We start from the raw sequence: 23,333 nt of genomic DNA, 5'->3' as shown, positions 1-23,333 counted from the left end.
CGACCCAATGCGCACCCCCATCGTCCTGGCCACCGCGGCACTGGCCCTCGCCGGCCTCACCGCCTGCTCGTCCACGGAGTCGGGTTCCGGCGGCACGACCGAGGCGACCGCGGCCGGAGACGGGAAGATCGCCGTGGCCGCCACCGACACCGAGTGCAAGGTGGCGAAGTCCGATCTGGCCGCCGGCACCTCGACCTTCTCGATCACCAACAACGGCTCGAAGGTGACCGAGTTCTACGTGTACGCGGCGGGCGACCGCATCATGGGCGAGGTCGAGAACATCGTCCCCGGGCTGACCCGCGACGTCGTGATGGAGCTGCCGGCGGGCATGTACGAGACCGCCTGCAAGCCCGGCATGACCGGCAAGGGCATCCGCGGCGCCCTCAAGGTCAGCGGCGAGAGCAAGCCGCTGACCAGCGACGCGAAGCTCGCCGAGGCCGTGGCCAGCTACAAGCGCTACATCAAGAGCCAGTCGGACACGCTGCTCGGCAAGACCAGGGAGTTCACCGAGGCGGTCAAGGCCGGCGAGGTGGACAAGGCCAAGGAGCTCTACCCGGTCGCGCGTACGTACTGGGAGCGCATCGAGCCGGTGGCCGAGGTCTTCGGCGACCTGGACCCGGCCATCGACGCCCGTGAGAACGACGTGGCGGACGGCGAGGAGTGGACCGGCTTCCACCGCCTCGAGAAGGACCTGTGGGTCAAGAAGGACGTCAAGGGCGACGGCCCGATCGCCGACAAGCTCATGACCGACGTGACCACGATCGTGGAGAAGTCCGCGGCGCTGGAGCTGTCTCCCGTGCAGCTCGCCAACGGCGCCAAGGGTCTGCTCGACGAGGTCGCCACCGGCAAGATCACCGGTGAGGAGGACCGCTACTCGCACACCGACCTGTGGGACTTCGACGCCAACCTGCAGGGCTCGAAGGCCGCCGTCCAGGCGCTGCGCCCGGTGCTCGAGGAGCGCGACCCCGACCTCGTGAAGACGCTCGACGCGAAGTTCTCCGACGCCGAGACCACGCTCGGCGCGCACCGCAGCGGCGACGGGTGGAAGCTCCACACCGAGCTGTCCAAGGACGACCTGAAGGCGCTGTCGGACGCGATCAACGCCCTGGCCGAGCCGATCAGCAAGGTGGCCTCGGTGGTGGCCCGGTGACTCGGAAGAGCACAGCGAGCGGAGGCATCAGCCGCAGACGCCTGTTCGGCCTCGGCGCGGCCGGTGTGGCCGCCGTCGGGGCCGGGGCGGTCGCCGGCCGGTCCCTGACGCAGGAGCCGGTCGCCCATGCCGCCTCCTCCTCCGACCCCGTGGCCTTCTACGGCCCGCACCAGGCGGGCATCACCACTCCCGCCCAGGACCGGCTGCACTTCGTGGCGTTCGACGTCATCACGAAGAAGAAGGCCGAGCTGGTGGAGCTGCTCCAGGAGTGGACCGCCGCCGCGGTCCGGATGACCCGGGGCGAGGACGCCGGCACCTTCGGGGCCGTGGGCGGGTCGCCCGAGGCGCCGCCGGACGACACCGGCGAGGCGCTCGGCCTGCCCGCCTCCGGGCTGACGCTGACCATCGGCTTCGGCCCGTCGCTGTTCGACGAGCGGTTCGGCCTCGCCGACCGCAGGCCGCCCGCGCTGGCCGACCTGCCCGCCTTCCCCGGCGAGGACCTGCAGCCCGAGATCTCCGGCGGGGACATCTGCGTGCAGGCCTGCGCCCACGACCCGCAGGTGGCGGTGCACGCCATCCGCAACCTCGCCAGGATCGGCTTCGGCAAGGTCTCCGTCCGCTACTCGCAGCTCGGTTTCGGGCGCACCTCGTCCACCTCACGCTCCCAGGCGACGCCGCGCAACCTGATGGGCTTCAAGGACGGCACCAACAACCTGAAGCTCGAGGACACCGCCATGCTGCGCGACCACCTGTGGGCCGCGCCGGGCGACGGCCCGGCCTGGATGGACGGCGGCACCTACCTGGTCACCCGCAAGATCCGGATGCACATCGAGACCTGGGACCGCGCCCCGCTGTCGGAGCAGGAGGCCATCTTCGGCCGCGACAAGGGCGAAGGCGCGCCGCTCACCGGGCACAAGGAGTTCGACACGCCGGACTTCGCCAAGAAGGGCCCGGACGGGCAGCCCGTGATCGCCGGCGACGCCCACGTACGGCTCGCGCACCCCGACGCTCACGGCGGCGCGCGGCTGCTGCGGCGCGGATACAACTTCGTGGACGGCTCCGACGGCCTCGGGCGGCTCGACGCCGGCCTGTTCTTCATCGCCTACCAGCGCGACCCCCGCAAGCAGTTCGTCCCCATCCAGCGGATGCTGTCCCAGAAGGACTTGCTGAACGAGTACATCAAGCACGTCTCCAGCGGCCTGTTCGCCTGCCCGCCGGGCGTGGTCGACGGCGGCGACTACTGGGGCCGCACGCTGTTCGCCTGACCGTTCGCGCATTTCGCGCGCGGCTTCGCTGGCACTGGGCGCCGCCGTCGTCCTCGCGCTCGTGCTGGGCAACGGCGGGGGCGGCGGCGGCGGTGAACGGCCGGCGGTCACCGCGATCCGGGGTGTGATCGGCTCTGAGAAGAAGCCCTTCTTCGACGATCCCGCGGTGAAGGCGGCGTTCGCCAGACACGGACTGCGGGTCGAGGTCGACACCGCGGGGTCCCGCGAAATCGCGACCACGGTGGACCTGCGCCCGTACGACTTCGCCTTCCCCTCCAGCGTCCCCGCCGCGGAGAAGATACGGCAGGCACACAGGATCGCCCGGACGTACTCGCCGTCCTACTCGCCGATGGCGGTCGCGACGTTCCAGCCGATCGCGGACGTGCTCGCGAAGGCCGGCGTGGTCCACGACTCGGGTGCCGGCCGCCATGTACCTGGCGGCGACCAGCTACGTGGCCAACGGCGACGACGTCGTGACCTCGCGGGCGCAGGTCGCCGAGGTGGCGCGGACGGTCGCCCCGCTGTTCCTCGACCAGGGCTACTCGGAGTCCTGACCTGGTGCTGACTCCGCCCACCCCGGTGGCGGCGGTGCCGGTGGAGAAGGCGGCCGGCATGCTGCCGCTCCCCGGCGAGCGCGGCGCCGAGCTCGCCCGCAAGGCGTCCGGCTTCGCCGAACAGCTCGCCACGCTCGACCACCGGTCGCCGGACTTCACCAGGAAGGTGCACGACATCACCTCGATGGGCGACTCGGAGATCCGCGCCTCCTCCCGGGTGGCCAACCGAATGCTCAAGCGCCCGGTCGCGGCGCTGGCCTCGGCCAAGGGCGAGGGCGCCGACGGCCAGGCCCGGTCGCCGGTCAGCTCGTGGCGCTGCGCCGCGCGATCGTCGACCTCGACCCCAAGCAGGCGGCCGCGGGCACCCGGCGGCTGCTCGGGATCATCCCGTTCGGCGACCGGCTGCGCGACTACTTCGCCAAGTACCGCAGCGCGCAGAAGCACATCGACGACATCATCCGGGCGTTGAAGTCCGGGCAGGACGAACTGCGCAAGGACAACGCCGCCATCGAGGGCAAGAAGGCGAACCTCTGGGAGTCGATGACGAAGCTCCAGGAGTACGCCACGCTGGCGGCGGCGCTGGACGCGGAGCTGCAGGCGCGGATCGACCTGGTCGAGCTCACGGACCCGGACAAGGCGAACGCGCTGCGGTCAGACGCGTTGTTCGGGGTGCGCCAGAAGCACCAGGACCTGCTGACCCAGCTCGCCGTGTCGGCCCAGGGCTACCTCGCGCTCGACCTGGTCCGCAAGAACAACCTGTCAAGGAGATCCGTGGCTACCAGTGAGCGGATCCTCGCCTACCTCGGCTCGCTGAAGAACATCGTCGGCTCGGCCCTCGCGCTCGGCGGCCTCGGGCTGCACTTCCTCGGCCTCGCCGGGTCGTTCTGGCCCGTGGTCGTCGCCGGGTTGTACGGCGTGGGCTCTCTGCTCACCCCGCCCGACCGGGTGCGACTGACGATCTCCCACGCCGAGGTCGAGGCACGGGCGCTGCGAACCGATCTGGACACCCTGGTGGCCAACGTGTCGCCGCCCCGCTTCCCCGAGGACGTCGTGGCCAAGGTCGGGATCCTCGCCGCGATCCTGCGCGACGTGCTGGCGAGGGCGGAGGCGCTCACCTCCGCCCCCGACCACCTGCACGTCGTCTCGCAGGCAGTCCGCGACTACCTGCCCACGAGTTTGGAGGCGTACGCCAACCTGCCCAGGTCGTACGCGCTGACGCGGCGAGGGCCCCGCGAGCGCAGCGCGCACGAGGAGCTGATGGCCCAGCTCGGCCTGCTGGAGTCGGGGCTGTCGGCGATCGCCGAAGCCGTCTACCAGGGCGACGAGCAGGCCCTCAGAGACCAGGGCCGGTTCCTGCGGGATCGCTTCGGCGGGTCGTCACTCGACCTGTAGTCACACGCGGGACTCGTACACGGCCCTGGCCTTCTCGACCAGGTCGAGGTGGTCGCGGAGCTGGGCGCGGGTCCGCAGGCGGGCCCTGGCCCTGACCAGTTCGTCGAGCAGGTCCAGCCACCGCAGGCACCAGCGCACGTCCTCCTCCCTGGCCACGTGCCGTCCGCGCACGTCGAGGTAGACCGGGCTGGTGTGGGCGTACGCCCGCCCGCGCGGGGACCGCGGATGGGGGCCGCCGCGGACCACCGCGACCACGTAGTCGGCGTCGTCCACGGGCAGAGACGCGGTGATCTCGGGGCCCGGCCCCTCGGCGAGCACGCCGGCGGCGGTCCTGATCTCGATGTGCTCCACTTCGGTCCCGACGGCCCGCGCCCGGACCGCCACCGTCTCGCCTCCGTCGAGGTCGAGCGTCTCCCCCGGCCCCAGGCCGTTCACCGTGAGCTCCAGCCAGGGGCCGGTGGTGGCGAACGTACGCCCCCGCCGTACGGCCTCGGCGAACGACTCGGCGCCGAGCGGCCCGGCCACCCGGGCGTAGACGCGCTCCCAGCCCGGCGGGCTGGAAACCGTGTCCTGGCGGGTGAACGACAGCATGGTGTCGGTCCCCGCGAGGGCGGCGAGCCGGTTGCCCGCGCCGACCAGCCTCCGGTAGACCTCGGCGGTGCCCGGCACCGGCGACAGGTCGCTGAAATGGAGCACCTCCACTCCGTCGACCAGACCGAGCGCGGCGTCCACGACCAGGGCGCGGCCGGTGCAGTTCCTGGTTCCCTCACCCACGACGTCCTCAGGGGAGGAGATCGGGCCGTGGAAGGGATGCGCGTACCCGAGCACGGCCCGCGGCTCCCGCAGGTCGCCGCAGATCGCGGCGTTGGGCGGCCAGTCGGCGTCGGCGCCGAAGCCCGTGTGGTAGACGGCGGGCGGTACGGCCACCCCGAAGACGTGGACGTGCCCGAACAGGTCGTTGCGATACTCCACGCCCATCCGGGCCACGTGTCCGGCGTCCGACCACGGCAGGTCGCGCCCGGCCCAGTGCTGGAGCGCCTCCCGGTCGTAGACGCGCTCTCCCGCGATGTTGCCCGCGACGAGGTTGAGCACGTGCAGGTCCTCGCCGAGCTGCGCGGCGGCCGCCGCCGCCGGGGCGGCGACCAGGTCCCCCGCCCAGTTCATGTGGACGTGCAGGTCGGCGCCGTACCAGCCGAGGGCGGCCGCGTCGTACAGCCGCTGCGGCGCGAGCCCGACCAGGGTCTCCTCCCCCGTCCTGGGCACGACCGTCGTCTGCGCGACGCCGTACTCCATGCCGCGCGTGACCCGGATCGTCACCGGCTCGGCGGGCACGGTCAGCACGACGTCGTCGCCGTGGAAGAACGGCACGTCGTCGTTGTCGCGCCGTTCCGGCACTCCCTCCGGATACCACCCATGGCCGCCCGGGGAGGTGACGCTCCACCGGCACGGGAAGCCGGCGCGCAACCGCAGCCTCGCGGCCGGCGCGGGCCGGGCCAGCCCCGACAGGTCCACCGCCGCGCCGTCCACGGTGAGGACGGTCGCGGTCGTCACGTCGAGGAGTCTGGCCCCGCCCGCCGCGATCCCGTACGGCACGCCGTCGGCGGTCACCTCCACCGGGTGCGGCAGCGCGGAGTCGACCAGCAGCGTCACGGGCACCGGCCCCGGCGACAGCAGCGGCCTGGCCGGGCCGTGCTCCAAGCGGTGCTCCAGGCGGTGCTCCGGGCGGTGGCCGTCCGTGGTCAGCCGCAGCGCCACCAGACCCCGGGGGACCTCGCCGTCCAGGGCGTCGCGGAACTCCGCGTCGAGGTCGGGCCGGATGCTCATCCGGTCGGCCTCCTCGGGAAATCGGAGGAACGGCATCATCCGGACGTATCCCAGCGGCGGCTCTCCCCAGGTCATGCCGTGCGCGGACAGCAACGCCCGGTACTCCCGCAGAGCGCGCTCCACCTGCGGCGGCATCATCGGATCGTGGTTCATCGCACCTCCCCGTAATCGAAAGCGCGCACATCGTGGCACGGTTTCGGCCGGGGAAAACACGCAACAGTGCATTCCCGGTTACAGGGGTAGCGATCTTTCTCACTCGGGAGGAAAGGTGATCTCCCGAGTGTCAATCGCGCCGCCGGCGGACAGGAAGGCCGCCAGGATCCGGTCGGCCGCCAGCGCCGGGGTGAGGGTGCCGTCCAGGACCTGCCGCTCGATCTCGGGGGCGATCCCCGCGGTCGTGGCGCGGAGCATGGCCAGCAGCCGGTCGCGCACCAGCGCCCACGTCCACTCGACCTGCTGACGGCTGCGCCTGGCGGCGAGGTCGGCGCCCTCCTGGTGGCGCACGACGTGCCGCCACAGGTCCTCCAGCCCGGCGCCGGTGAGGCCGCTGCAGGTGAGCACGGGCGTGGCCGCGCGCAGCAGCCGCAGCGCCCCGGACAGCTCGCGCGCCGCCTTGCGCGCGGCCATCTCGTGCTCGCCGTCGGCCTTGTTGACCGCGATGACGTCGGCCAGCTCCAGCACGCCCTTCTTGATCCCCTGGAGCTGGTCTCCGGTGCGGGCGAGGGTGAGCAGGAGGAACGTGTCCACCATGTCGGCGACCGCGGTCTCCGACTGGCCGACCCCGACCGTCTCGACGAGCACGATGTCGTAGCCCGCCGCCTCCACGACGACGATGGCCTCCCGGGTGGCCTTCGCCACGCCGCCGAGCGTCCCGGCCGTGGGGGACGGCCGGATGAAGGCGTTCGGATCGGCCGACAGCCCGGCCATCCGGGTCTTGTCCCCCAGGATGCTGCCGCCCGAGCGCCGCGACGAGGGATCGACGGCCAGCACGGCCACCCGGTGGCCCTGCCCGGTGAGGTAGGTGCCGAGCGCCTCGATGAAGGTCGACTTGCCGACTCCGGGCACCCCGGACACGCCCACCCTGCGGGCCTTGCCGGAGTGCGGGGTGAGCTCGACCAGCAGCCGCTGCGCCATCTCCCGATGATCGGCCCTTGTCGACTCCACCAGCGTGATCGCCCGGGCGGTCCACCGCCGGTCGCCCGACAGCACGCCCTTGACGTAGTCCTCGATCGCCGGTGCGGTCACTGCTGGCCCAGCCGGGCGGACAGCTCGCGCAGCAGCTCCAGGGCCGCGTCGGCGATCACCGTGCCGGGCAGGAAGATCGCCGAGGCGCCCGCGTCCCGCAGCTCCTCGACGTCGCCCGGCGGGATCACGCCACCGACCACGATCATGATGTCGTCCGCGCCGAGGCAGGCGAGCGCCCGCCGCAGCGCGGGCACCAGCGTCAGGTGCCCGGCCGCCAGCGAGGAGACCCCCACCACGTGCACGTCTGCCTCGACGGCCTGCCGCGCGACCTCCTCGGGCGTCTGGAACAGCGGGCCGACGTCGACGTCGAAGCCGAGGTCGGCGAAGCCGCTCGCGATCACCTTCTGGCCCCGGTCGTGACCGTCCTGGCCCATCTTCGCGACAAGGATCCGGGGCCGGCGGCCCTCGGCCTTCTCGAACTGCGCGCACGCATCGCGGACCCGGTCCGCGGCGTCGCCCACCTCCGCGCGGTACACGCCCGATATCGTACGGATCTGCGCGGAGTGCCGTCCGAAGACCTTCTCCAGCGCGGCGGAGATCTCCCCGACCGTCGCCTTGGCCCGGGCCGCGTTCACGGCGAGGTCCAGCAGGTTCTCCCCGCCGGCCGCGCCCTTCGTCAGCGCCTCCAGCGCCCCGGCCACGGCATCGGCCGAACGCTCCTCGCGCAGCCTGCGGAGCTTGTCGATCTGCTGGTCGCGGACGGCTGTGTTGTCGACCTTGAGCACCTCGATCGGCTCGTCCGCCTCGGGGCGGTACTTGTTGACGCCGATCACCGGCTGCCTGCCGGAGTCGATGCGGGCCTGGGTGCGGGCCGCCGCCTCCTCGATGCGCATCTTGGGCAGCCCCTGGTCGATGGCCCGCGCCATGCCGCCGGCCCGCTCGACCTCCTGGATGTGACCCCAGGCCGCCCGCGCCAGCTCGCGGGTCAGCCGCTCGACGTAGTAGGAGCCGCCCCACGGGTCGATCACCCGCGTCGTTCCCGACTCCTGCTGGAGCAACAGCTGGGTGTTGCGGGCGATCCGCGCCGAGAAGTCGGTCGGCAGCGCGAGCGCCTCGTCCAGGGCGTTGGTGTGCAGCGACTGCGTGTGGCCCTGGGTGGCCGCCATCGCCTCGACGCAGGTCCGTACGACGTTGTTGAACACGTCCTGCGCGGTCAGCGACCATCCGGAGGTCTGGCTGTGCGTGCGCAGCGACAGCGATTTGGGGTTGGCCGGGCCGAAGCCCTTGACCAGGCGGGCCCACAGCAGCCGGGCGGCGCGGAGCTTGGCGACCTCCATGAAGAAGTTCATGCCGATGCACCAGAAGAACGACAGCCGCGGCGCGAACTCGTCGATGCCCAGCCCCGCCTGGACGCCCGCGCGCAGGTACTCCAGCCCGTCGGCCAGCGTGTAGGCGAGCTCCAGGTCACAGGTCGCCCCGGCCTCCTGGATGTGGTAGCCCGAGATCGAGATGGAGTTGAACTTCGGCATCCTCCTGGAGGTGTACTCGAAGATGTCGGAGATGATCCGCATCGACGGGCCCGGCGGGTAGATGTAGGTGTTGCGGACCATGAACTCCTTGAGGATGTCGTTCTGGATGGTCCCCGCCAGTTTGTCGGGCGTGACGCCCTGCTCCTCGGCCGCGACGATGTAGAGCGCCAGGATCGGCAGCACCGCGCCGTTCATGGTCATCGACACGCTCATCCGGTCGAGCGGGATCCCGTCGAACAGCTGCCGCATGTCGTAGATCGAGTCGATCGCCACGCCCGCCATGCCGACGTCGCCGGCGACGCGGGGATGATCGGAGTCGTAGCCCCGGTGGGTCGCGAGGTCGAAGGCCACCGACAGGCCCTTCTGGCCGGCCGCCAGGTTCCGCCGGTAGAACGCGTTGGACTCCTCCGCCGTGGAGAACCCGGCGTACTGCCTGATGGTCCACGGCTGGGTGACGTACATCGTCGGGTAGGGGCCGCGCAGGAAGGGCGCGATGCCCGGGTACGTCCCGAGGGACGGACCGTCCGCGAGGTCGGCGGCCGTGTAGAACGGCTTGACCGCGATGCCCTCGGGGGTCTCCCACACCTCGTCACCGGAGTGGACGTCCGGCGCCGCGACGCTCGACCCCAGGTCAATTTCCGAGAAATCCGGAATCATCGGTTCACTCCCAGGTCGTCGAACGTCGTGCGCAGCACCTCGATCGCGTCGCATCCGGCGTACAAGGTGGCGTCCACCCCCTCATACTCTCCCTTGCCGGCCAGCCAGACCGTGCGCGCCCCGGCCTCCCGCAGCGCCGCGGCGACGGGCGCCGCGTGCTCGCCGTACAGCCGGTCGCTGGAGCACAGGCAGGCCACGGGGGTGCCGCAGTCGCGGAAGGCGGCCGCGATCGCGGCCGGGTCGGTGCCCGGGCCGCCGGCGACGGTCGCGACGCCGCCCGCCGCGAACAGGTTGGCGGCGAACGCCGCCCTCGCAGTGTGCGCGGCGACCGGCCCGATCGTGGCGAGGAACACCGTGGGCCGGTCCGGCCGGGCGTCGGCGAGGTCGCGCAGCGCCTCGAACTCCTCGGCGTAGCGCATCACCGGCAGCCCCTCACCGGAGGTGACGGCGAGCCCGGGGCCGGGCCGCCGGGACACCGGCCTCTCCTTCAGGTCGGGGAACTCGCTGACCCCGGTGACCGGGTCGCGCCGGTGGGCGAGGTTGTCCGCGCGCCTGGCCCTGGTCGCCGCCAGCCGCTCGGGGACCAGCCGCTCGAGCGCGGCCGCCATGCCACCGGCCCGCTCGATCTCCTGGAACCACTCCCAGGCCCGGGCGGCGAGGTCGTCGGTGAGCCGCTCCACGTACCACGAGCCGCCGGCCGGGTCGGCCACCCGGGCGACGTTGGCCTCCTCCACCAGCAGCGACTGGGTGTTGCGCGCGATGCGCCGCGCGAACGCGTCGGGCAGGCCGAGGCCGGCGTCGAACGGCTGGACGGTCACCGCGTCCGCCCCGCCCACCCCGGCCGCGAAGCAGGCGAGGGTCGTGCGGAGCATGTTCACCCACGGATCGCGGACCGTCATCATCGCCGACGAGGTGACCGCGTGCTGGAGTTGGGCTCCCGGTCCGCCGACCACCTCGGCGACCCGCGCCCACATCCGCCGGGCGGCCCGGAGCTTGGCGATGGTGAGGAACTGGTCGGCGGTCGCGGCGTACCGGAACTCGAGCTGCCCGAACGCCTGCTCGGCCGTCAGGCCCGCGCCGGTCAGCGCCCGCAGATAGGCGACGCCGGTCGCGATCGAACAGCCCAGCTCCTCGGCGTCGGCGCCGCCCGCGTCGTGGTACGGCAGGGCGTCGACGATGATCGCCCGCAGGCCGGGGTGATCCGCGGCGCAGCGGCCGGCGAGCGCGGCCGCGGCACCCGCGTCCACGCCGGCACCGGTGCGGGCGGCCAGCCCTATCGGGTCGGCGCCCAGGTTGCCCCCGGGCAGCGCGACTCCCCCGGCGGTCTTCTCGACATGGCGCAGGAACGCCTCCGCCGCCTCCGCCGTACGCGGGCCGGCGTCGAGGACGACCGGGGCGAGGTCGAGCAGGACGCCGTCCAGCACGGCCGGCAACGCGGCCGGGTCGATCGCTTTCAGGTCGAGCCACAGGGACGTGACGCCGTTCTCCAGGTCGGCGTGGATCGCCTCCCGGGTCGCGGCCGGATCGGGGTCGGCGTGCCGCTGCCGCACGTCCCAGGGGCCGGGGCCGCGCACCACGCGGGGCGTCCGCGGCAGGTCGGCGGCGTCGTACAGCGGCGCCACGGCGACGGCGTCGTAGGTCGTGGTGGACAGGGCGTCCTCGACCGCGTCCGGCGGGCCGTCCCAGCCGGATCTGCGCAGCACGTCGGCCGCGAGCGCCCGCCACTGCTCGCGTGTGGCCTGCGGGAACCCCGCTGCGGGATCGGCGAGATCGTCGAGTTCAACAGGCGGCACCGTCATGCACCGGATGCTAGATGCACCGGAGCGGCTCAGGGCTCCCGGGGTCCCGGTCTGTGGACAACGCGGACCGAGTGACTACTCGCGCGCGAAGGCGGCGTTCCAGGTGTCGGGGCCGACGACGCCGTCCACGTCGAGGTGCCGGTCCTTCTGGAACCTGCGGCACACCTCCTGGGAGTCCGGCCCGTACGCGCCGTCGACGGCGATGTCGTAGCCGAGCTCCTTCATCCGGGCCTGCCACGTGCGCACGTCGTCGCCGCGCATGACGGGCGGATACCTCAGCAGGCGGCCGGGCCACTTCGTGGCGGGCCCCGGCTCGGGCTGGGGCTCCGGCTGGGTGGCGCCGGGGCGCGGCGCGCCCTTCTTGATCCAGGCGTAAAGGGGGTCGCCCGGGCAGTCGGTGGAGTAGCCGTCGCGGTGGCCCTTGATCTCCTTGCCCGCGCCGCCCTTGGCGCGCAGGTATTCCACCGCGTCCAGAATCGCGTGCAGGATGCCGTCGGTCGGCTGGACCAGCCCGGCGTTTCCGACGAGACCGAGCACGGCGTAGTGGCCGGAGTTCAGGCCGGGGCCGTTGGCGGCCGGCAGGTGCCCCGGCCCACGACCGACGAAAACCTTCCGATGCGGACAAGCCACCATGGAGTATCCGATATCGATCCAGCCATTGCCGTCGATGTGGAAGTCCTGAATCGACTTCACCATGGCCACGCACTTGGCGTGGTCGCCGACGATGCCCGCATCCACGCGGCCGCCGGTGTAGTGGACCTTCACGCCGCGCGTGGATGCCAGCGACGAGTACGAGCCCCTGGGAGGACGCGCGCCCCAGTCAGCGCGGGACACGAGATCGATGGCCACAGTGCTCTCCGTTGCAAACCGTATGACTGGACACCGAGCGTAGCGGTAACGCCCCAGCAGGTACTGCCTTTTGCCCATATGAAACCGGTTAAACGGCAAGCAACCCGAATAGCACATAAATCCATTCGACAGAGCGAGATGTTCGTCGAGATCATGGCTATATGTCCGTTGTCAAGGAGGTCGATTTCACTCCTCACTCCACGCCCACGCCGTCGGTGCCGATGCGGATCTGGCTCGACGACTCCGACAGCCCGGCCGACGTGATCGACGCCATGGCTCTGTCGCCGTTCGCCACCGGGGAGCAGCCCTGGTCGCGCACGGCCAACCTCACGCGGGTCCGCGCCGGCGCCCCGCTGGCCCCCGAGGGCGGCCGGCTGCTGCGCGTCGCGCAGCACACCGACGGGTACGAGACACGGCTCATGGCGGGCGAGGGATGGACACTGCGGGTGGTGCGCAACTCCAACCGGTCGGCGACGCTGACCGCCACGGCCGTCAGCGAGGAGCTGGCCGGATCGGTCCTTGAGCAGGCGACCAGGGACGCGGAGGAGGCGGCCCCCGACTCCGACCACGTGCGGATGGGCTTCTGGTGGCGGTCGAGCCACGGCCCCCACCGCTCCGCCAAGCCCATCACCACCTCGTCCTGGCAGGAGATCAGGCGGAACTACCCCCTGGCCGCCGCCGGCCGCCTGGACGCCCTCATGGCGACCACCGCGGCCGACGTGACGGGCCGGCTGGTCCTCCTGCACGGCCCGCCCGGGACCGGCAAGACGACGCTGCTGCGCACGCTCGCCCGCGAGTGGGCGTCCTGGTGCCAGGTCGACTGCGTGCTCGACCCCGAGCTGCTGTTCAACGACCCCGGCTATCTCATGGACGTCGCCGTCGGCTGGGACGGCCCGGGCGAGGACGACGAGCCGCGCTGGCGGCTGCTGGTCCTGGAGGACTGCGACGAACTGATCCGCGCCGAGGCCAAGCAGTCCACGGGCCAGGGCCTGTCGCGCCTGCTCAACCTGACCGACGGTCTCCTCGGCCAGGGCAGGGACGTGCTCGTCGCGATCACGACGAACGAGGACCTCAGCCGGCTCCACCCGGCCGTCGTACGGCCCGGGCGGTGCCTGGCCCAGGTCGAGGTCGGCCGCTTCGAGGCGGACCAGGCGGCCCGCTGGCTGGGCCGGGCGGACGGCGTGAGCCCCGGCGGGATGACGCTCGCCGAGCTGTTCGCCCAGCGCGACGGCCGCCCGGCCACCGCCGCAGAACCCACCCCCGCGATCGGCCTCTATCTCTGACCGGACCACGGCGGCCGATGCCGTACTGTCCCCTGTGTCGGATACGTAAACCATCCGATGTGCCAGGTCGGGGCGGTAACAACAATCGGCGAGGTGGTCACCCTGCTGTCGGCCGGACCGAGCCCCCAGGCTAGCCCCGTCGTCCTCCACCGGTGGTCCGTCGAGGCCCGGGAGACGGGGACGGCGAAATACCTGGACCCGTTCGCGCCCGGCGGCGAGCGGGAGTGGCCCTACACGCGCTGGACGTCCCCGGAGCGGGAGATCGGCTTCGCGGCCACCGAGCTGGTGCCCTCGTGGACGGCCGCCGCGCCGCCCGGCGCCTGGCTGGAGATCGAGATCCAGGCGCGCACCGTCACCGGCGCCCTGACGAAGTGGTACGTCATGGGCCGGTGGGCCGAGACCGACGCCGACATCCACCGCACGTCGCTGCCCGGCCAGGGGGACGCCGACGGGGACGTCGCCGTGGACACCTTCCTCGCCGCCCGCCCCGTCACGTCGTACCGCGTGCGCGCCACCCTGTACGGCAGCGGCGGCGGCGTGCGCTCGCTGACCGTGATGGCCTCGGCGGTGGGGCAGGCCGGCAGAGGCGGCCGGCCGGGGCCGCGGGCGGTCGAGCTCGACGTGCCGCGCCGTTCGCAGAAGGCCCACGCGGGGCACTATCCGCAGTGGGACGGCGGCGGGGAGTCCTGGTGCAGCCCCGCGTCGTTCACGATGGTGCTGGACTACTGGGGGTGCGGGCCCGCCCCGGCGGACCTCGCCTGGGTCGCTCCCGGCGACCCGTGCCCGGCGGTCGACCACGCCGCGCGCGATATGTACGACCACAGTTACCAGGGGACCGGCAACTGGCCCTTCGGCGTCGCGTACGCCGGGCGGTACGGGCTGGACGGCTTCGTCACGCGGCTGCGCTCGCTGACCGAGCTGGAGCGGTTCATCGCCGCCGGGATCCCGGTGATCACCTCGCAGGCGTTCCGCGAGCACGAGCTGCCGGGTGCCGGATACTCCACCAGCGGGCACATCATGGTCGTCACGGGATTCACGGCCGGCGGTGACGTGATCGCGAACGACCCGGCCGCGCCGGACGACGACGACGTGCGGCGGGTGTACCCGCGCGCGGCGTTCGAGAGCGTCTGGCTGCGCGCCACGAGCAGCGGGGGGATCGCGCACATCGTGCATCCCCCCGGCACTCCGCTTCCAGACTCCGGGGGGAACTGGTGACCATTCGGGCCGTCGACGTCGCACGGGTGGACGACCGCCCGCTGTGGGTGGAGATCTCGGGAGACGAGGTCTGGTGGGACGAGCCGCGCCCGCGGGAGGGCGGCCGGCGTTGCGTGGTGCGGTGCAGGGCCGACCGTGTGATCGAGGACGTGCTCCCGCAGGGCTGGAACGCCAGGAACCGGGTCATGGAGTACGGCGGGCGCTCCTGGCGCGCGCACGAGGGCCGTCTGGTGTTCACCAACTGGGCGGACGGGCGGATCTACCTGTGCTCCCCCGGCGGGGAGCCGGTCCCGCTCACGCCCGGCGGCTCCGCCCGCTACGCCGACCTGGTCGTCCACGGCGGCGAGGTGTGGTGCGTGCGGGAGCGGGGCGACGCGCGCAGCGGCGAGCGCGACATCGTCGCGGTGCCGCTCGACGGCTCCCCCCTGCGCAGCGTGGTGAAGACCCATCATTTCCTGATGAACCCGCGCGTCTCGCCGGACGGGCGGTCGCTCGCCTGGATCGGCTGGAACCACCCGGACATGCCCTGGGACGCCACCGAGCTCTGCGTCGGGCCGGTGGAGGGCGGCCCCCACCGCGTCCTGCTGTCCGGCGCGTCCACCTGCCAGGCCGAGTGGCGCGACGACGACAGCCTGTACGCCGTCGCCGACCCCACCGGCTGGTGGAACATCCACCTCGTCGGACTGGACGGCACGGCACGCGACCTGACCCCGGTGCCGCTGGAGTTCGGCGACGCCACCTGGAAGATCGGCGGGACGTTCTTCGCCGTCGCCGGCGGCCGCATCGCCGCCGTGTACGGCACGGCCGACGAGCGGCGGCTCGGGGTCGTCGACGACCCCGCCGGAGCCAATCCCATCCGGGACGTGGGCGGCGACTACACCCACTGGGTGCCCGCCCTGTCGGCCCGAGGCTCCCACGTCGTGGGCGTGGCGGCCTCGCCCCACCGGCCGTACGAGGTGGTGCGGGTCGACCTGGACACCGGGGCGCACGAGGTGCTGTCCCCCGGCAAGCCGGTGCCCGGGGACGCCGAGCTGCCCACACCCGAGGCCGTGGCCGTCGAGGGAGTGCACGCGCACCTGTACGCCCCGGCCGGCGGCGAGCCCGCGCCGTACGTGGTGTTCGTGCACGGCGGGCCGACCAGTTCGGCCGCGCCGGTGCTCGACCTGGAGATCGCGTACTTCACCAGCAGGGGGATCGGCGTCGCCGAGGTCAACTACGGCGGCTCCACCGGCTACGGCCGGGCCTACCGCGAGCGGCTGCGGCACAACTGGGGCGTGGTCGACGTCCGCGACTGCGAGACGGTGGCGCGGTGGCTGCTGGACACCGGGCGGGCGGAGAAGGTGGCGATCAGGGGCGGCAGCGCGGGCGGCTGGACGTCGATGGCCGCGCTCGTCCACAGCGACGTCTTCTGCGGCGCGGTGTCCCACTACGGCATCTCCGACCCCGAGCACTGGGCGGCCGAGACGCACGACTTCGAGTCGCGCTACCTCGACGGGCTGATCGGCCCGCTGCCCGAGACCCGGCAGCGCTACCTGGACAGGTCGCCCGAGCTGCACGCCGGACGGGCGTCCGGCCCGGCATTGCTCCTGCACGGTCTGGAGGACAAGGTGGTCGATCCGGCGCAGTCGGAGCGCTTCGCCGCCGCGCTGGCCCGCCACGGGCACCGGTGGGCGTACCTCACCTTCGAGGGGGAACAGCACGGGTGGCGGCGTGAGGAGACCATCGTCCGGGCCCTGGAGGCCGAGCTGGCCTTCTACGGGATCGTCTTCGGCTTTCCGACGCCCGAGGTCCCGCCCCTGAAGCTGGAAGGTGGGATGTTGTGAGTGAGGTCGCGGCGATCTGCTCGGAACTGCTGCGGATCGACACCACCAACGACGGGTCCGGCGACGGGCCGGGCGAGCGGCGGGCCGCCGAATACGTGGCGTCCCTGCTCGCCGAGGTCGGCATCGAGCCGGTGGTGTTCGAGTCGGCGCCGCGCCGCACCAGCGTGGTGGCGCGCATCCCCGGCGACAGCCCCGACGCGCTGCTCCTGCACGGGCACCTCGACGTCGTGCCCGCCGACCCCGCCGAATGGCGTACGCACCCGTTCTCCGGGGAGATCGAGGACGGCTGCGTACACGGCCGGGGCGCGGTCGACATGAAGGGCACGCTCGCCATGACCCTCGCATGGGCCCGCGAGAACGCGCGCAGGGGCGTGCGCCCCCGGCGCGACCTCGTGCTGGCGTTCCTCGCCGACGAGGAGTCCACCGGCGAGTACGGCGCGGGCCACGCGGTCGAGCGGCACCGCGACCTGTTCGAGGGCTGCACGGAGGCGATCAGCGAGTCCGGCGGCTTCTCCTGGTACGAGGGCGACGTTCGCATCTACCCGGTGGCCGTCGGGGAGCGCGGCACCGCCTGGATGCGCCTGACCGCCCGCGGCGTGCCCGGTCACGGGTCCAAGCCCGCCGTGGACAACCCCGTCGCCGAGCTCGCCCGGGCCCTCGCCCGCCTCGCCGACCACACCTGGCCGGTACAGCTGACGCCCGAGGTGGCCCGGCTGATCGAGGAGCTGTCGCGGGCGCTCGGCCGGCCGATCGACGCCGACCGGCTGGAGGAGGAGATCGAGCGGATCCCGCGCGCGGCCGCGCTGTTCAAGGGCGTGCTGCGCAACTCGGCGAACCCGACCATGCTCGACGCGGGATACAAGGTCAACGTCATCCCCGGCACGGCCGAGGCCCACGTGGACGGCCGGTTCCTGCCCGGGCAGCGCGAGGAGTTCCTGGAGACCGTCGACCGGCTGCTCGGCCCGAAGGTCACCCGCGAGTTCGTCAGCTTCGAGGAGGCCGTCTCCTCCCCCGCCGAAGGGCTGTTCGACGAGCTGACCGCCGCCCTGCTCGCCGAGGACCCCGCCGGCAGGCCCGTGCCGTACGTCATGACCGGCGGCACCGACGCCAAGTGGTTCGCCAGGATCGGCATCAGGGGCTACGGTTTCGCGCCGCTGCTCCTGCCGCCGGACCTCGACTACTTCGGCATGTTCCACGGCCTCGACGAGCGGGTGCCCGTCGAGGGCCTGGAGTTCGGCGTACGCGTCCTCGACCGGCTGCTCGTCGCGGCCGCGTAGGAACGCTCAGCCCTGGTAGAAGGTCATGTCGACGCCGGAGACGGCGAGCCGACGGCTCAGCCTGGTCAGCCCGGCCGAGTCGGAGACCACGCTGTACCCGGTCGTGACGTGCGCGCACGTTAGCTCGCCCTCCGTCCCATCTTCGTCACTTCTCGTGACAAAGCTGGGGTCTCAGCGCAGGCGGGGGTCGAGGGCGTCGCGCACCACGTCGCCGAGCATGAGGAAGCTCAGCACGGTCGCGGTGAGGAACAGCGCGGGGAAGACCAGCAGGTGCGGGTGCTCGGCGAAGAACGTCTGGGCGATGTTCAGCTGCAGGCCCCACGACACGTCGGGGTACTGCAGGCCGACGCCGAGATAGTCGAGGGTGGCCTCGCCCGCGATGACGTTCCCGACGTTCAGCATGGCCACCACGATGACCGGTGCGATCGCGTTGGGCAGGATGTGCCGGAACATCAGCCTGCGATCGCTCGCGCCCAGCATGCGGGCGGCGGCGACGAAGTCCATGTCCTTGACGGCGATGACCTGGCCGCGCATCAGCCGGGTCATGGTCGTCCAGCCGAGCAGCACGAGCACGAGCGTCATCGCCCATATCCCGTGGTCGGGGAAGGCCACCAGCACGACGGTCGCGCCCAGCACGAACGGGATGCCGAAGAACACGTCGGTGATCCGGGAGATGAGCGCGTCGGCGACGCCCCCGTAATAGCCGCCGATCAGCCCGAGCACGATGGAGATCAGCAGGGCGAAGACGGTGACCGCGACGCCGACCACGATGGACGCCCGGGTGCCGTGCACGATCTGCGACCAGTAGTCGCAGCCCTGCAGGTCGTACCCGAACAGCGCGCCGTCGGCCGGGCCGCGTTTGGACATGCGCAGGTCGCAGGCCTCGTTGGGGCCGAGTCGGGCGAACAGCCCGGGGAAGGCCGCCATCGCCAGGGCCACCAGCAGGACGGCGGTGGAGAACCAGAAGACCGCGCGGCCGCGCAGTTCCGCCCATGCGTCACGCGCGAGCACGGCGGATCCTCGGGTCGAGCACGCCGTACAGCAGGTCGACGGCCAGGTTGGCGAGAATGAAGATCATGACGAGCAGGGTGACGACGCCGACGACGACCGGACCCTCCTGGAGCTGGATGGACTGGAACACCTGCTGGCCGATGCCGGGCAGGTTGAAGATGCCCTCGGTGACGACCGCCCCGGCCATGAGGTTGCCGAAGTCGACGCCGAGGTAGGTCACGACCGGGATGAGCGAGTTGCGCAGCGCGTGCAACCCGATGACCCGCCGCCGGGCGAGGCCCTTCGCGGTCGCCGTACGGACGTAGTCGGCGCGCAGGTTCTCCACGAGGGAGGTACGGGTGAGCCGGGCCACGTACGCCAGCCCGAACGAGCCGAGGACCATCCCGGGCAGCAGGTAGCTGCCCGGCCAGCCCTCGTCGGTCCCGGCGGTCGGGAACAGCCCCAGATTGAGGCCCAGCACGATCTGGGCCGTGTATCCGACCACGAACACCGGGACCGCGATGACGAACGTGGTGCCGGCGAGGACCGCCGTGTCGGCGGCCCCGCCGCGGCGCAGCCCGGCCAGGACGCCGAGCCCGACGCCGACGGCGAGTTCGAAGACCCAGGCGGTCAGGGCGAGCTGCGCGGTGACCGCCCACCGGTCCTGGAGGAGCTCGCTCACCGGCTGGCCGGTGAAGGTCTCCCCCAGGTCGCCCTGGAACACCCCGAGCATGTAGCGGCCGTACTGCACGAGCAGCGGCTCGTCGAGGTGGTAGCGCGCCCGCATCACGGCGAGCACCTGCTCGGGCACCGGCTTGTCGCCCGCGAGCGCCAGGATCGGGTCGCCCGGCAGCGCGAACACCATCGTGTAGATCAGGAAGGTGGTCGCGAAGAACACCGGGATCGCCTGGGCCAGGCGCTGCGCGGCGTACCTCACCCTCGGGTCACCCCTGCTTGACGCTGATCGCGTCGAGGTTGGCGCTGTACGGCGTGACGTTCACGCCGCTGAGCCGGTTGGAGTAGCCGATCTGGTCCTGCCAGTTCCACAGCGGGATCATCGGCATCTCGGCGAGCGCGATGTCCTCGGCCTTCTGGTAGAGCGGGAGGCTGTCGTCGAAGGTCGGGGCGGAGTTGGCCTGGCCGATGAGGTCGAGGAACTCCTTGTTCTCCCAGCCCATCCGGTTGCCCTCGCCCCACATGGACTCCAGGTAGTTCTGCGGGCTCGGGTAGTCCATGACCCAGTTGTTGCGGTACGGCCCGTCCTGCTTGTGGGCGCGAAGCGTCGACAGGTAGTCGGACGCCGGGATCTTGCGGAACTTGATGTCGGAGATGCCGAGGTTCTGCTTGAGCTGGTTGGCGACGGCCGTCATCCACTGCTCGTAGCTGGGGTCGGCGTTGGAGAACCACAGGTTCAGCGTGCCGCTGAAGCCGCCGGCCTGGTCGAACAGCGCCTTGGCCTTGGCCGGGTCGTACGTGCACGCCTCGCCGCAGGCGTTCTCGCGGTAGCCGGGCACCAGCGGCGCCAGCAGCGACCCCATCGGCTTGAACGTGCCGTTGTAGACCGCGTCCACGATGGCCTGCCGGTCGATCGCCATGGAGATGGCCTTGCGCAGGTCGGCGCTGGCGAACCGCTTGTCGAAGACCGGGAGGCCGAGGTAGTCCATCGTGCCGCCGGCCGTCGCCACGAACCGGTCGCCGAGCAGCTTCTTGGCCTCGGGCGCGCTCGCCGGGGGAATCGTGAGCTGCAGGTCCACCCGGCCGGCCCGCAGGTCGGTGTACGCGGTGTCGCGGCTGGCGTAGATCTTGAAGGTCACCGCGTCGGCCTTGGCCGCGCGCTCGCCGCTGTAGGCGGGCGACCGCTTCACCTTGATCTGCTTGTTGTGCTCCCAGGCGCCGTCGAGGACGAACGGCCCGTTGCCGATCGGCGCCTGGTCGTACGCCTTGAGGTCGCCGAAGGCGGCCTTCGGCATCGGCGCGAACGCGATCCACGCCAGCGTGATCGGGAACTGGCTGAACGGCGCGGTGAGCGTGACCTCGAGGGTGGTGTCGTCGACGACCTTGAGACCGCTCAGCTTGTCGGTGGAGGGCTCCCCGCTCTCGGGGTTGAGCTTGTCGTAGCCCTCGATCTTGTCGAAGTAGTAGTTGTTGGTCCACGCGTTCGGCCCGTACGCGGCCGCGTTCCACGCGTCGGCGAAGCTCTGCGCGGTCACCGGCTCGCCGTTGCTGAACTTGCGCCCCGGCTTGATCTTGATCGTCCAGACCTTCTGGTCGGTGCTGGTGACCGACTCCGCCGCCCGCATCTGCGGCTTGCCGGTGGCGGGATCGATCGCGACCGGTGTGTCGAACAGCGCGTCGAGCACGGTGAGCGAGTAGCTGCTCGAGGTGTTGCCTGGAGTGAGATGGTCGGGTTCGGTCAGCGCGACCGAGAACGCGTTCGCGCCCTTGCCGCCGCCGCCGTCGGACGACGATCCTCCCCCGCATGCGCCGCTCAGCATGATGGCCGCCACAGCGAGGGCGGCCGCCCGGCTTCTCGTGACCCTCACTGGTCCTCCGCCTCTCCGTCGTGTTGCGGGTGAGGGTAGGTAACAGGGCCGCCGTCTGCATCGGAGACTTTACGTATTCCTTGCGGAACCTTTACCGGGCAGGCTGAGCATGGAGGATCCATGGACGCAATCAGCCTCAGCGCGCGGAGCCTGCACGCCGTCGCCGAACTCGGCTTCCAGGTGGCCCGGCAGGGGGCGCACGGGGCGATGACCGCATTGGGCGAGGTCATCCCCGTGGAGGCCTACGAGTTCGTCGCGTTCGACCCGGCGACCGGCCGCCACCGCTCGCTGGTCTCCGCCGGCTACACCCGGGTGGACGACGACGCCGCTGAGGAGTACGCCCGGCTCGACGCCTACCGCCGGGCCATGTCCCGGCGCACGCCCGTCGTCATGGGCTCCCCCGGCACCGAGCGCTACTTCCGCCGCCACCTGGAGCCGTACGGCTGGCGCGCCGGGATCACCACGCCGCTGTTCCTGACCGGCGGGCGCTACACCGGGCTGCTGCACGTCGGCTCCCGCGCGGAGCTGCCGCCGGAGGCGCCCGCGGTGATCAGCGCGGTCTCCCCCGCCCTGGCCCATCTCACCGACGTGACCCGCTGCGTCATCGACCCGCTCGGCCTGCCGCCCGGTTTCCACGCCGTCGCGTACGAACGGGGCGGGCGGCGCAGGGACGTGGCCGGATGGCCCCCGTCGGAGGCGCTCGCGGCCGAACCGGCGATGGCCGAGCTGGCCAGGGCGTTCATCGACTCCCGCGAGCTGTCGCGGCGGGGGCTGTGGCTGGACGGCGCCGGCCAGTGGCGCGAGCTGCGCCTCCACCGGGCCGGCGTGGGCTTCCACGGCTCCATCCAGGGCGCCGTCATCGCCGAGCGTCCATGCGCCCTGCCGTACGATCTGACCGCGCGGGAGATCGAGGTGCTCACCCGGGTCGCGCAGGGCGACTCCAACCCGCAGATCGCGGCCGCGCTCGTCCTGAGCGTGCGCACCGTGACCACTCACCTGGAGCACATCTTCGCCAAGCTGGGCTGCGACAGCCGGACGCGCCTGACGACGAAGGTCCTCGCCGAGGGACTGTGCCGGCTCGACATTCCGTGATTCCCGTAATGATCGCCCTCGCGGGACGTGCCGAGGCCGGTTCCGACATTATTGGCGCATGTCGGTTCACGAGCGTCGGCGGCTCCCCACGGGTCTGGAGCTGCTGTTCGGTGACGGCGGCGACGGGCGGGTGCTGTCCGTCGACCTGCCGTCCGGGTCCCTCGTGTGGCCGGACCCCGACTACGACAAACTGCGCACCCATCACCGTCCCTCGTTCTGGCTGAGCGACGAGCCGGTGCCGGCCGGCCTGTGGGCCCGGCTGCGCGCCGAGCACCCCCGGTCGGGCCTGTGGCCGGTGCTGCTGGAGGACGGTGTGCAGCCCTGGTCCGCCGGGCAGATCGCGCCGGACTCGCCCGACCATGTCGACTACTACAGCGCCGCCGGGTTCATGGCCGAGGCGTGGCAGGACCTGCTGCTGGGCCACGACGCGTACCTCGCGCCTTTCGGGGCCGAGTGCCCGGGGATCGCACCGCCCGCCGCGCTCGTGGCCGACCCCGATGTGGTCGCCGACTGGTACGCCGACGTGGTGGCCGAGCGGATGACGCCGCTCGGGCTCGCCGCGGTGAACCGCGGCGCCGACGCGATGGTGGCCATGGGCTGGCAGGGGGCGCTGCACCACAACGAGTGGACCGTGCCCCTGGCGGCCGTCGTGCGCAGCTGGGAGGAGCGGTTCGGGGCGCGGGTGGTCGGCATGGGATTCAACACCCTGGAGCTCAGCGTCGCCGCGCCGCCCGCCACGCCCGCGCACGCGCTGCACGTCGCGGCCGAGCACTGGACGTTCTGCCCCGACAGCATCCTCCAGGGCCCGGGCACGCTGGTTGACTACGCCGAGCAGATCGTTGGTCAGAATGCCTGGTCGTTCTGGTGGGATTAGGGCGATAATAACCGGCGGACAATTGTGAGCGA

General features: G+C 72.0%; 18 protein-coding genes. 10 read left to right on the top strand and 8 right to left on the bottom strand.

From position 1 onward, the window contains the following. Nucleotides 1–7 precede the first annotated feature (7 nt). The 4 genes from efeO (at nucleotide 8) to HHX30_RS13875 (ending at nucleotide 4,361) form a co-directional block, all read left to right on the top strand. Nucleotides 8–1,150: an iron uptake system protein EfeO gene (gene efeO / locus HHX30_RS13890; protein ID WP_169982331.1), complete on the top strand. Its 1,143-nt coding sequence runs from the start codon at nucleotides 8–10 to the stop codon at nucleotides 1,148–1,150. Beyond that, the gene (gene efeB / locus HHX30_RS13885) at nucleotides 1,147–2,415 is read left to right on the top strand and encodes an iron uptake transporter deferrochelatase/peroxidase subunit (protein WP_311922367.1); all 1,269 of its coding nucleotides are present in this window, start codon (nucleotides 1,147–1,149) and stop codon (nucleotides 2,413–2,415) included. Before efeO ends, efeB begins: the two co-directional genes overlap by 4 nt. 416 nt (nucleotides 2,416–2,831) lie before the next feature. Beyond that, nucleotides 2,832–2,969, top strand: coding sequence for a hypothetical protein (locus tag HHX30_RS40610; RefSeq protein ID WP_211591986.1), 138 nt, complete (start codon nucleotides 2,832–2,834; stop codon nucleotides 2,967–2,969). Nucleotides 2,970–3,278: 309 nt separating this feature from the next. After that, nucleotides 3,279–4,361 (top strand): toxic anion resistance protein, encoded by a 1,083-nt coding sequence (locus tag HHX30_RS13875; RefSeq protein ID WP_211591985.1) that lies wholly within the window; start codon nucleotides 3,279–3,281, stop codon nucleotides 4,359–4,361. Here HHX30_RS13875 and HHX30_RS13870 read toward each other — a convergent pair whose 3' ends face one another. The 5 genes from HHX30_RS13870 to HHX30_RS43240 all read right to left on the bottom strand — a co-directional run bounded on the left by HHX30_RS13870 (nucleotide 4,362) and on the right by HHX30_RS43240 (nucleotide 12,204). After that, the gene (locus HHX30_RS13870) at nucleotides 4,362–6,338 is read right to left on the bottom strand and encodes a CehA/McbA family metallohydrolase (RefSeq protein WP_169982330.1); all 1,977 of its coding nucleotides are present in this window, start codon (nucleotides 6,336–6,338) and stop codon (nucleotides 4,362–4,364) included. It lies immediately after the preceding gene. Nucleotides 6,339–6,437: 99 nt separating this feature from the next. Then, nucleotides 6,438–7,430 carry a methylmalonyl Co-A mutase-associated GTPase MeaB gene (gene meaB, locus HHX30_RS13865; RefSeq protein WP_169982329.1) on the bottom strand — a complete coding sequence of 331 codons (993 nt, stop codon included), beginning with the start codon at nucleotides 7,428–7,430 and terminating at the stop codon, nucleotides 6,438–6,440. Beyond that, on the bottom strand, nucleotides 7,427–9,556 hold the full coding sequence (gene scpA, locus HHX30_RS13860; protein WP_169982328.1) for a methylmalonyl-CoA mutase: 2,130 nt from the start codon (nucleotides 9,554–9,556) through the stop codon (nucleotides 7,427–7,429). The genes meaB and scpA overlap by 4 nt, the downstream gene beginning before the upstream one ends. Beyond that, nucleotides 9,553–11,355, bottom strand: a complete 1,803-nt coding sequence (locus HHX30_RS13855; RefSeq protein ID WP_169982327.1) for a methylmalonyl-CoA mutase subunit beta — start codon at nucleotides 11,353–11,355, stop codon at nucleotides 9,553–9,555. The genes scpA and HHX30_RS13855 overlap by 4 nt, the downstream gene beginning before the upstream one ends. A 75-nt stretch (nucleotides 11,356–11,430) precedes the next feature. Beyond that, a complete protein-coding gene (locus HHX30_RS43240) occupies nucleotides 11,431–12,204 on the bottom strand; it encodes an N-acetylmuramoyl-L-alanine amidase (RefSeq protein WP_169982326.1) in 774 nt (257 codons plus the stop codon). A 161-nt stretch (nucleotides 12,205–12,365) separates the two neighbouring features. On the opposite strand from HHX30_RS43240, the gene HHX30_RS13845 reads away from it, so the two are divergent. The 4 genes from HHX30_RS13845 (at nucleotide 12,366) to HHX30_RS13830 (ending at nucleotide 17,802) form a co-directional block, all read left to right on the top strand. Continuing rightward, nucleotides 12,366–13,487 (top strand): DUF5925 domain-containing protein, encoded by a 1,122-nt coding sequence (locus HHX30_RS13845; protein WP_169982325.1) that lies wholly within the window; start codon nucleotides 12,366–12,368, stop codon nucleotides 13,485–13,487. A 93-nt stretch (nucleotides 13,488–13,580) separates the two neighbouring features. Beyond that, nucleotides 13,581–14,702, top strand: a complete 1,122-nt coding sequence (locus HHX30_RS13840; protein ID WP_311922365.1) for a C39 family peptidase — start codon at nucleotides 13,581–13,583, stop codon at nucleotides 14,700–14,702. Further along, nucleotides 14,699–16,525 (top strand): prolyl oligopeptidase family serine peptidase, encoded by a 1,827-nt coding sequence (locus tag HHX30_RS13835; RefSeq protein WP_311922364.1) that lies wholly within the window; start codon nucleotides 14,699–14,701, stop codon nucleotides 16,523–16,525. The genes HHX30_RS13840 and HHX30_RS13835 overlap by 4 nt, the downstream gene beginning before the upstream one ends. Then, nucleotides 16,522–17,802, top strand: coding sequence for a M20/M25/M40 family metallo-hydrolase (locus tag HHX30_RS13830; RefSeq protein ID WP_169982323.1), 1,281 nt, complete (start codon nucleotides 16,522–16,524; stop codon nucleotides 17,800–17,802). The genes HHX30_RS13835 and HHX30_RS13830 overlap by 4 nt, the downstream gene beginning before the upstream one ends. Before the next feature lie 171 nt (nucleotides 17,803–17,973). Here the strand turns inward: HHX30_RS13830 and HHX30_RS13825 are convergent, their stop codons facing one another. The 3 genes from HHX30_RS13825 to HHX30_RS13815 are packed head-to-tail and all read right to left on the bottom strand — an operon-like array spanning nucleotide 17,974 to nucleotide 21,335. Further along, entirely contained in the window at nucleotides 17,974–18,813 is an 840-nt protein-coding gene (locus tag HHX30_RS13825; RefSeq protein WP_169982322.1) for an ABC transporter permease, read from the bottom strand. Further along, a complete protein-coding gene (locus HHX30_RS13820) occupies nucleotides 18,800–19,729 on the bottom strand; it encodes an ABC transporter permease (protein ID WP_169982321.1) in 930 nt (309 codons plus the stop codon). Before HHX30_RS13820 ends, HHX30_RS13825 begins: the two co-directional genes overlap by 14 nt. A 7-nt stretch (nucleotides 19,730–19,736) precedes the next feature. Continuing rightward, nucleotides 19,737–21,335, bottom strand: coding sequence for an ABC transporter substrate-binding protein (locus tag HHX30_RS13815; protein ID WP_169982320.1), 1,599 nt, complete (start codon nucleotides 21,333–21,335; stop codon nucleotides 19,737–19,739). Between the two features lie 120 nt (nucleotides 21,336–21,455). Between HHX30_RS13815 and HHX30_RS13810 the strand changes: the two genes are divergently transcribed. After that, complete coding sequence (locus tag HHX30_RS13810) at nucleotides 21,456–22,427, top strand: LuxR C-terminal-related transcriptional regulator (RefSeq protein ID WP_169982319.1); 972 nt, start codon at nucleotides 21,456–21,458, stop codon at nucleotides 22,425–22,427. Nucleotides 22,428–22,485: 58 nt separating this feature from the next. Further along, entirely contained in the window at nucleotides 22,486–23,301 is an 816-nt protein-coding gene (locus HHX30_RS13805) for a DUF4253 domain-containing protein (protein ID WP_169982318.1), read from the top strand. The last annotated feature ends 32 nt before the right edge of the window (nucleotides 23,302–23,333 follow it).

Source organism: Microbispora sp. H10836 (assembly GCF_012999525.1).
Lineage (GTDB): Bacteria > Actinomycetota > Actinomycetes > Streptosporangiales > Streptosporangiaceae > Microbispora.
Note: the sequence above shows the minus strand (reverse complement) of the source record. Positions and strands in the feature narration are given on the sequence as shown.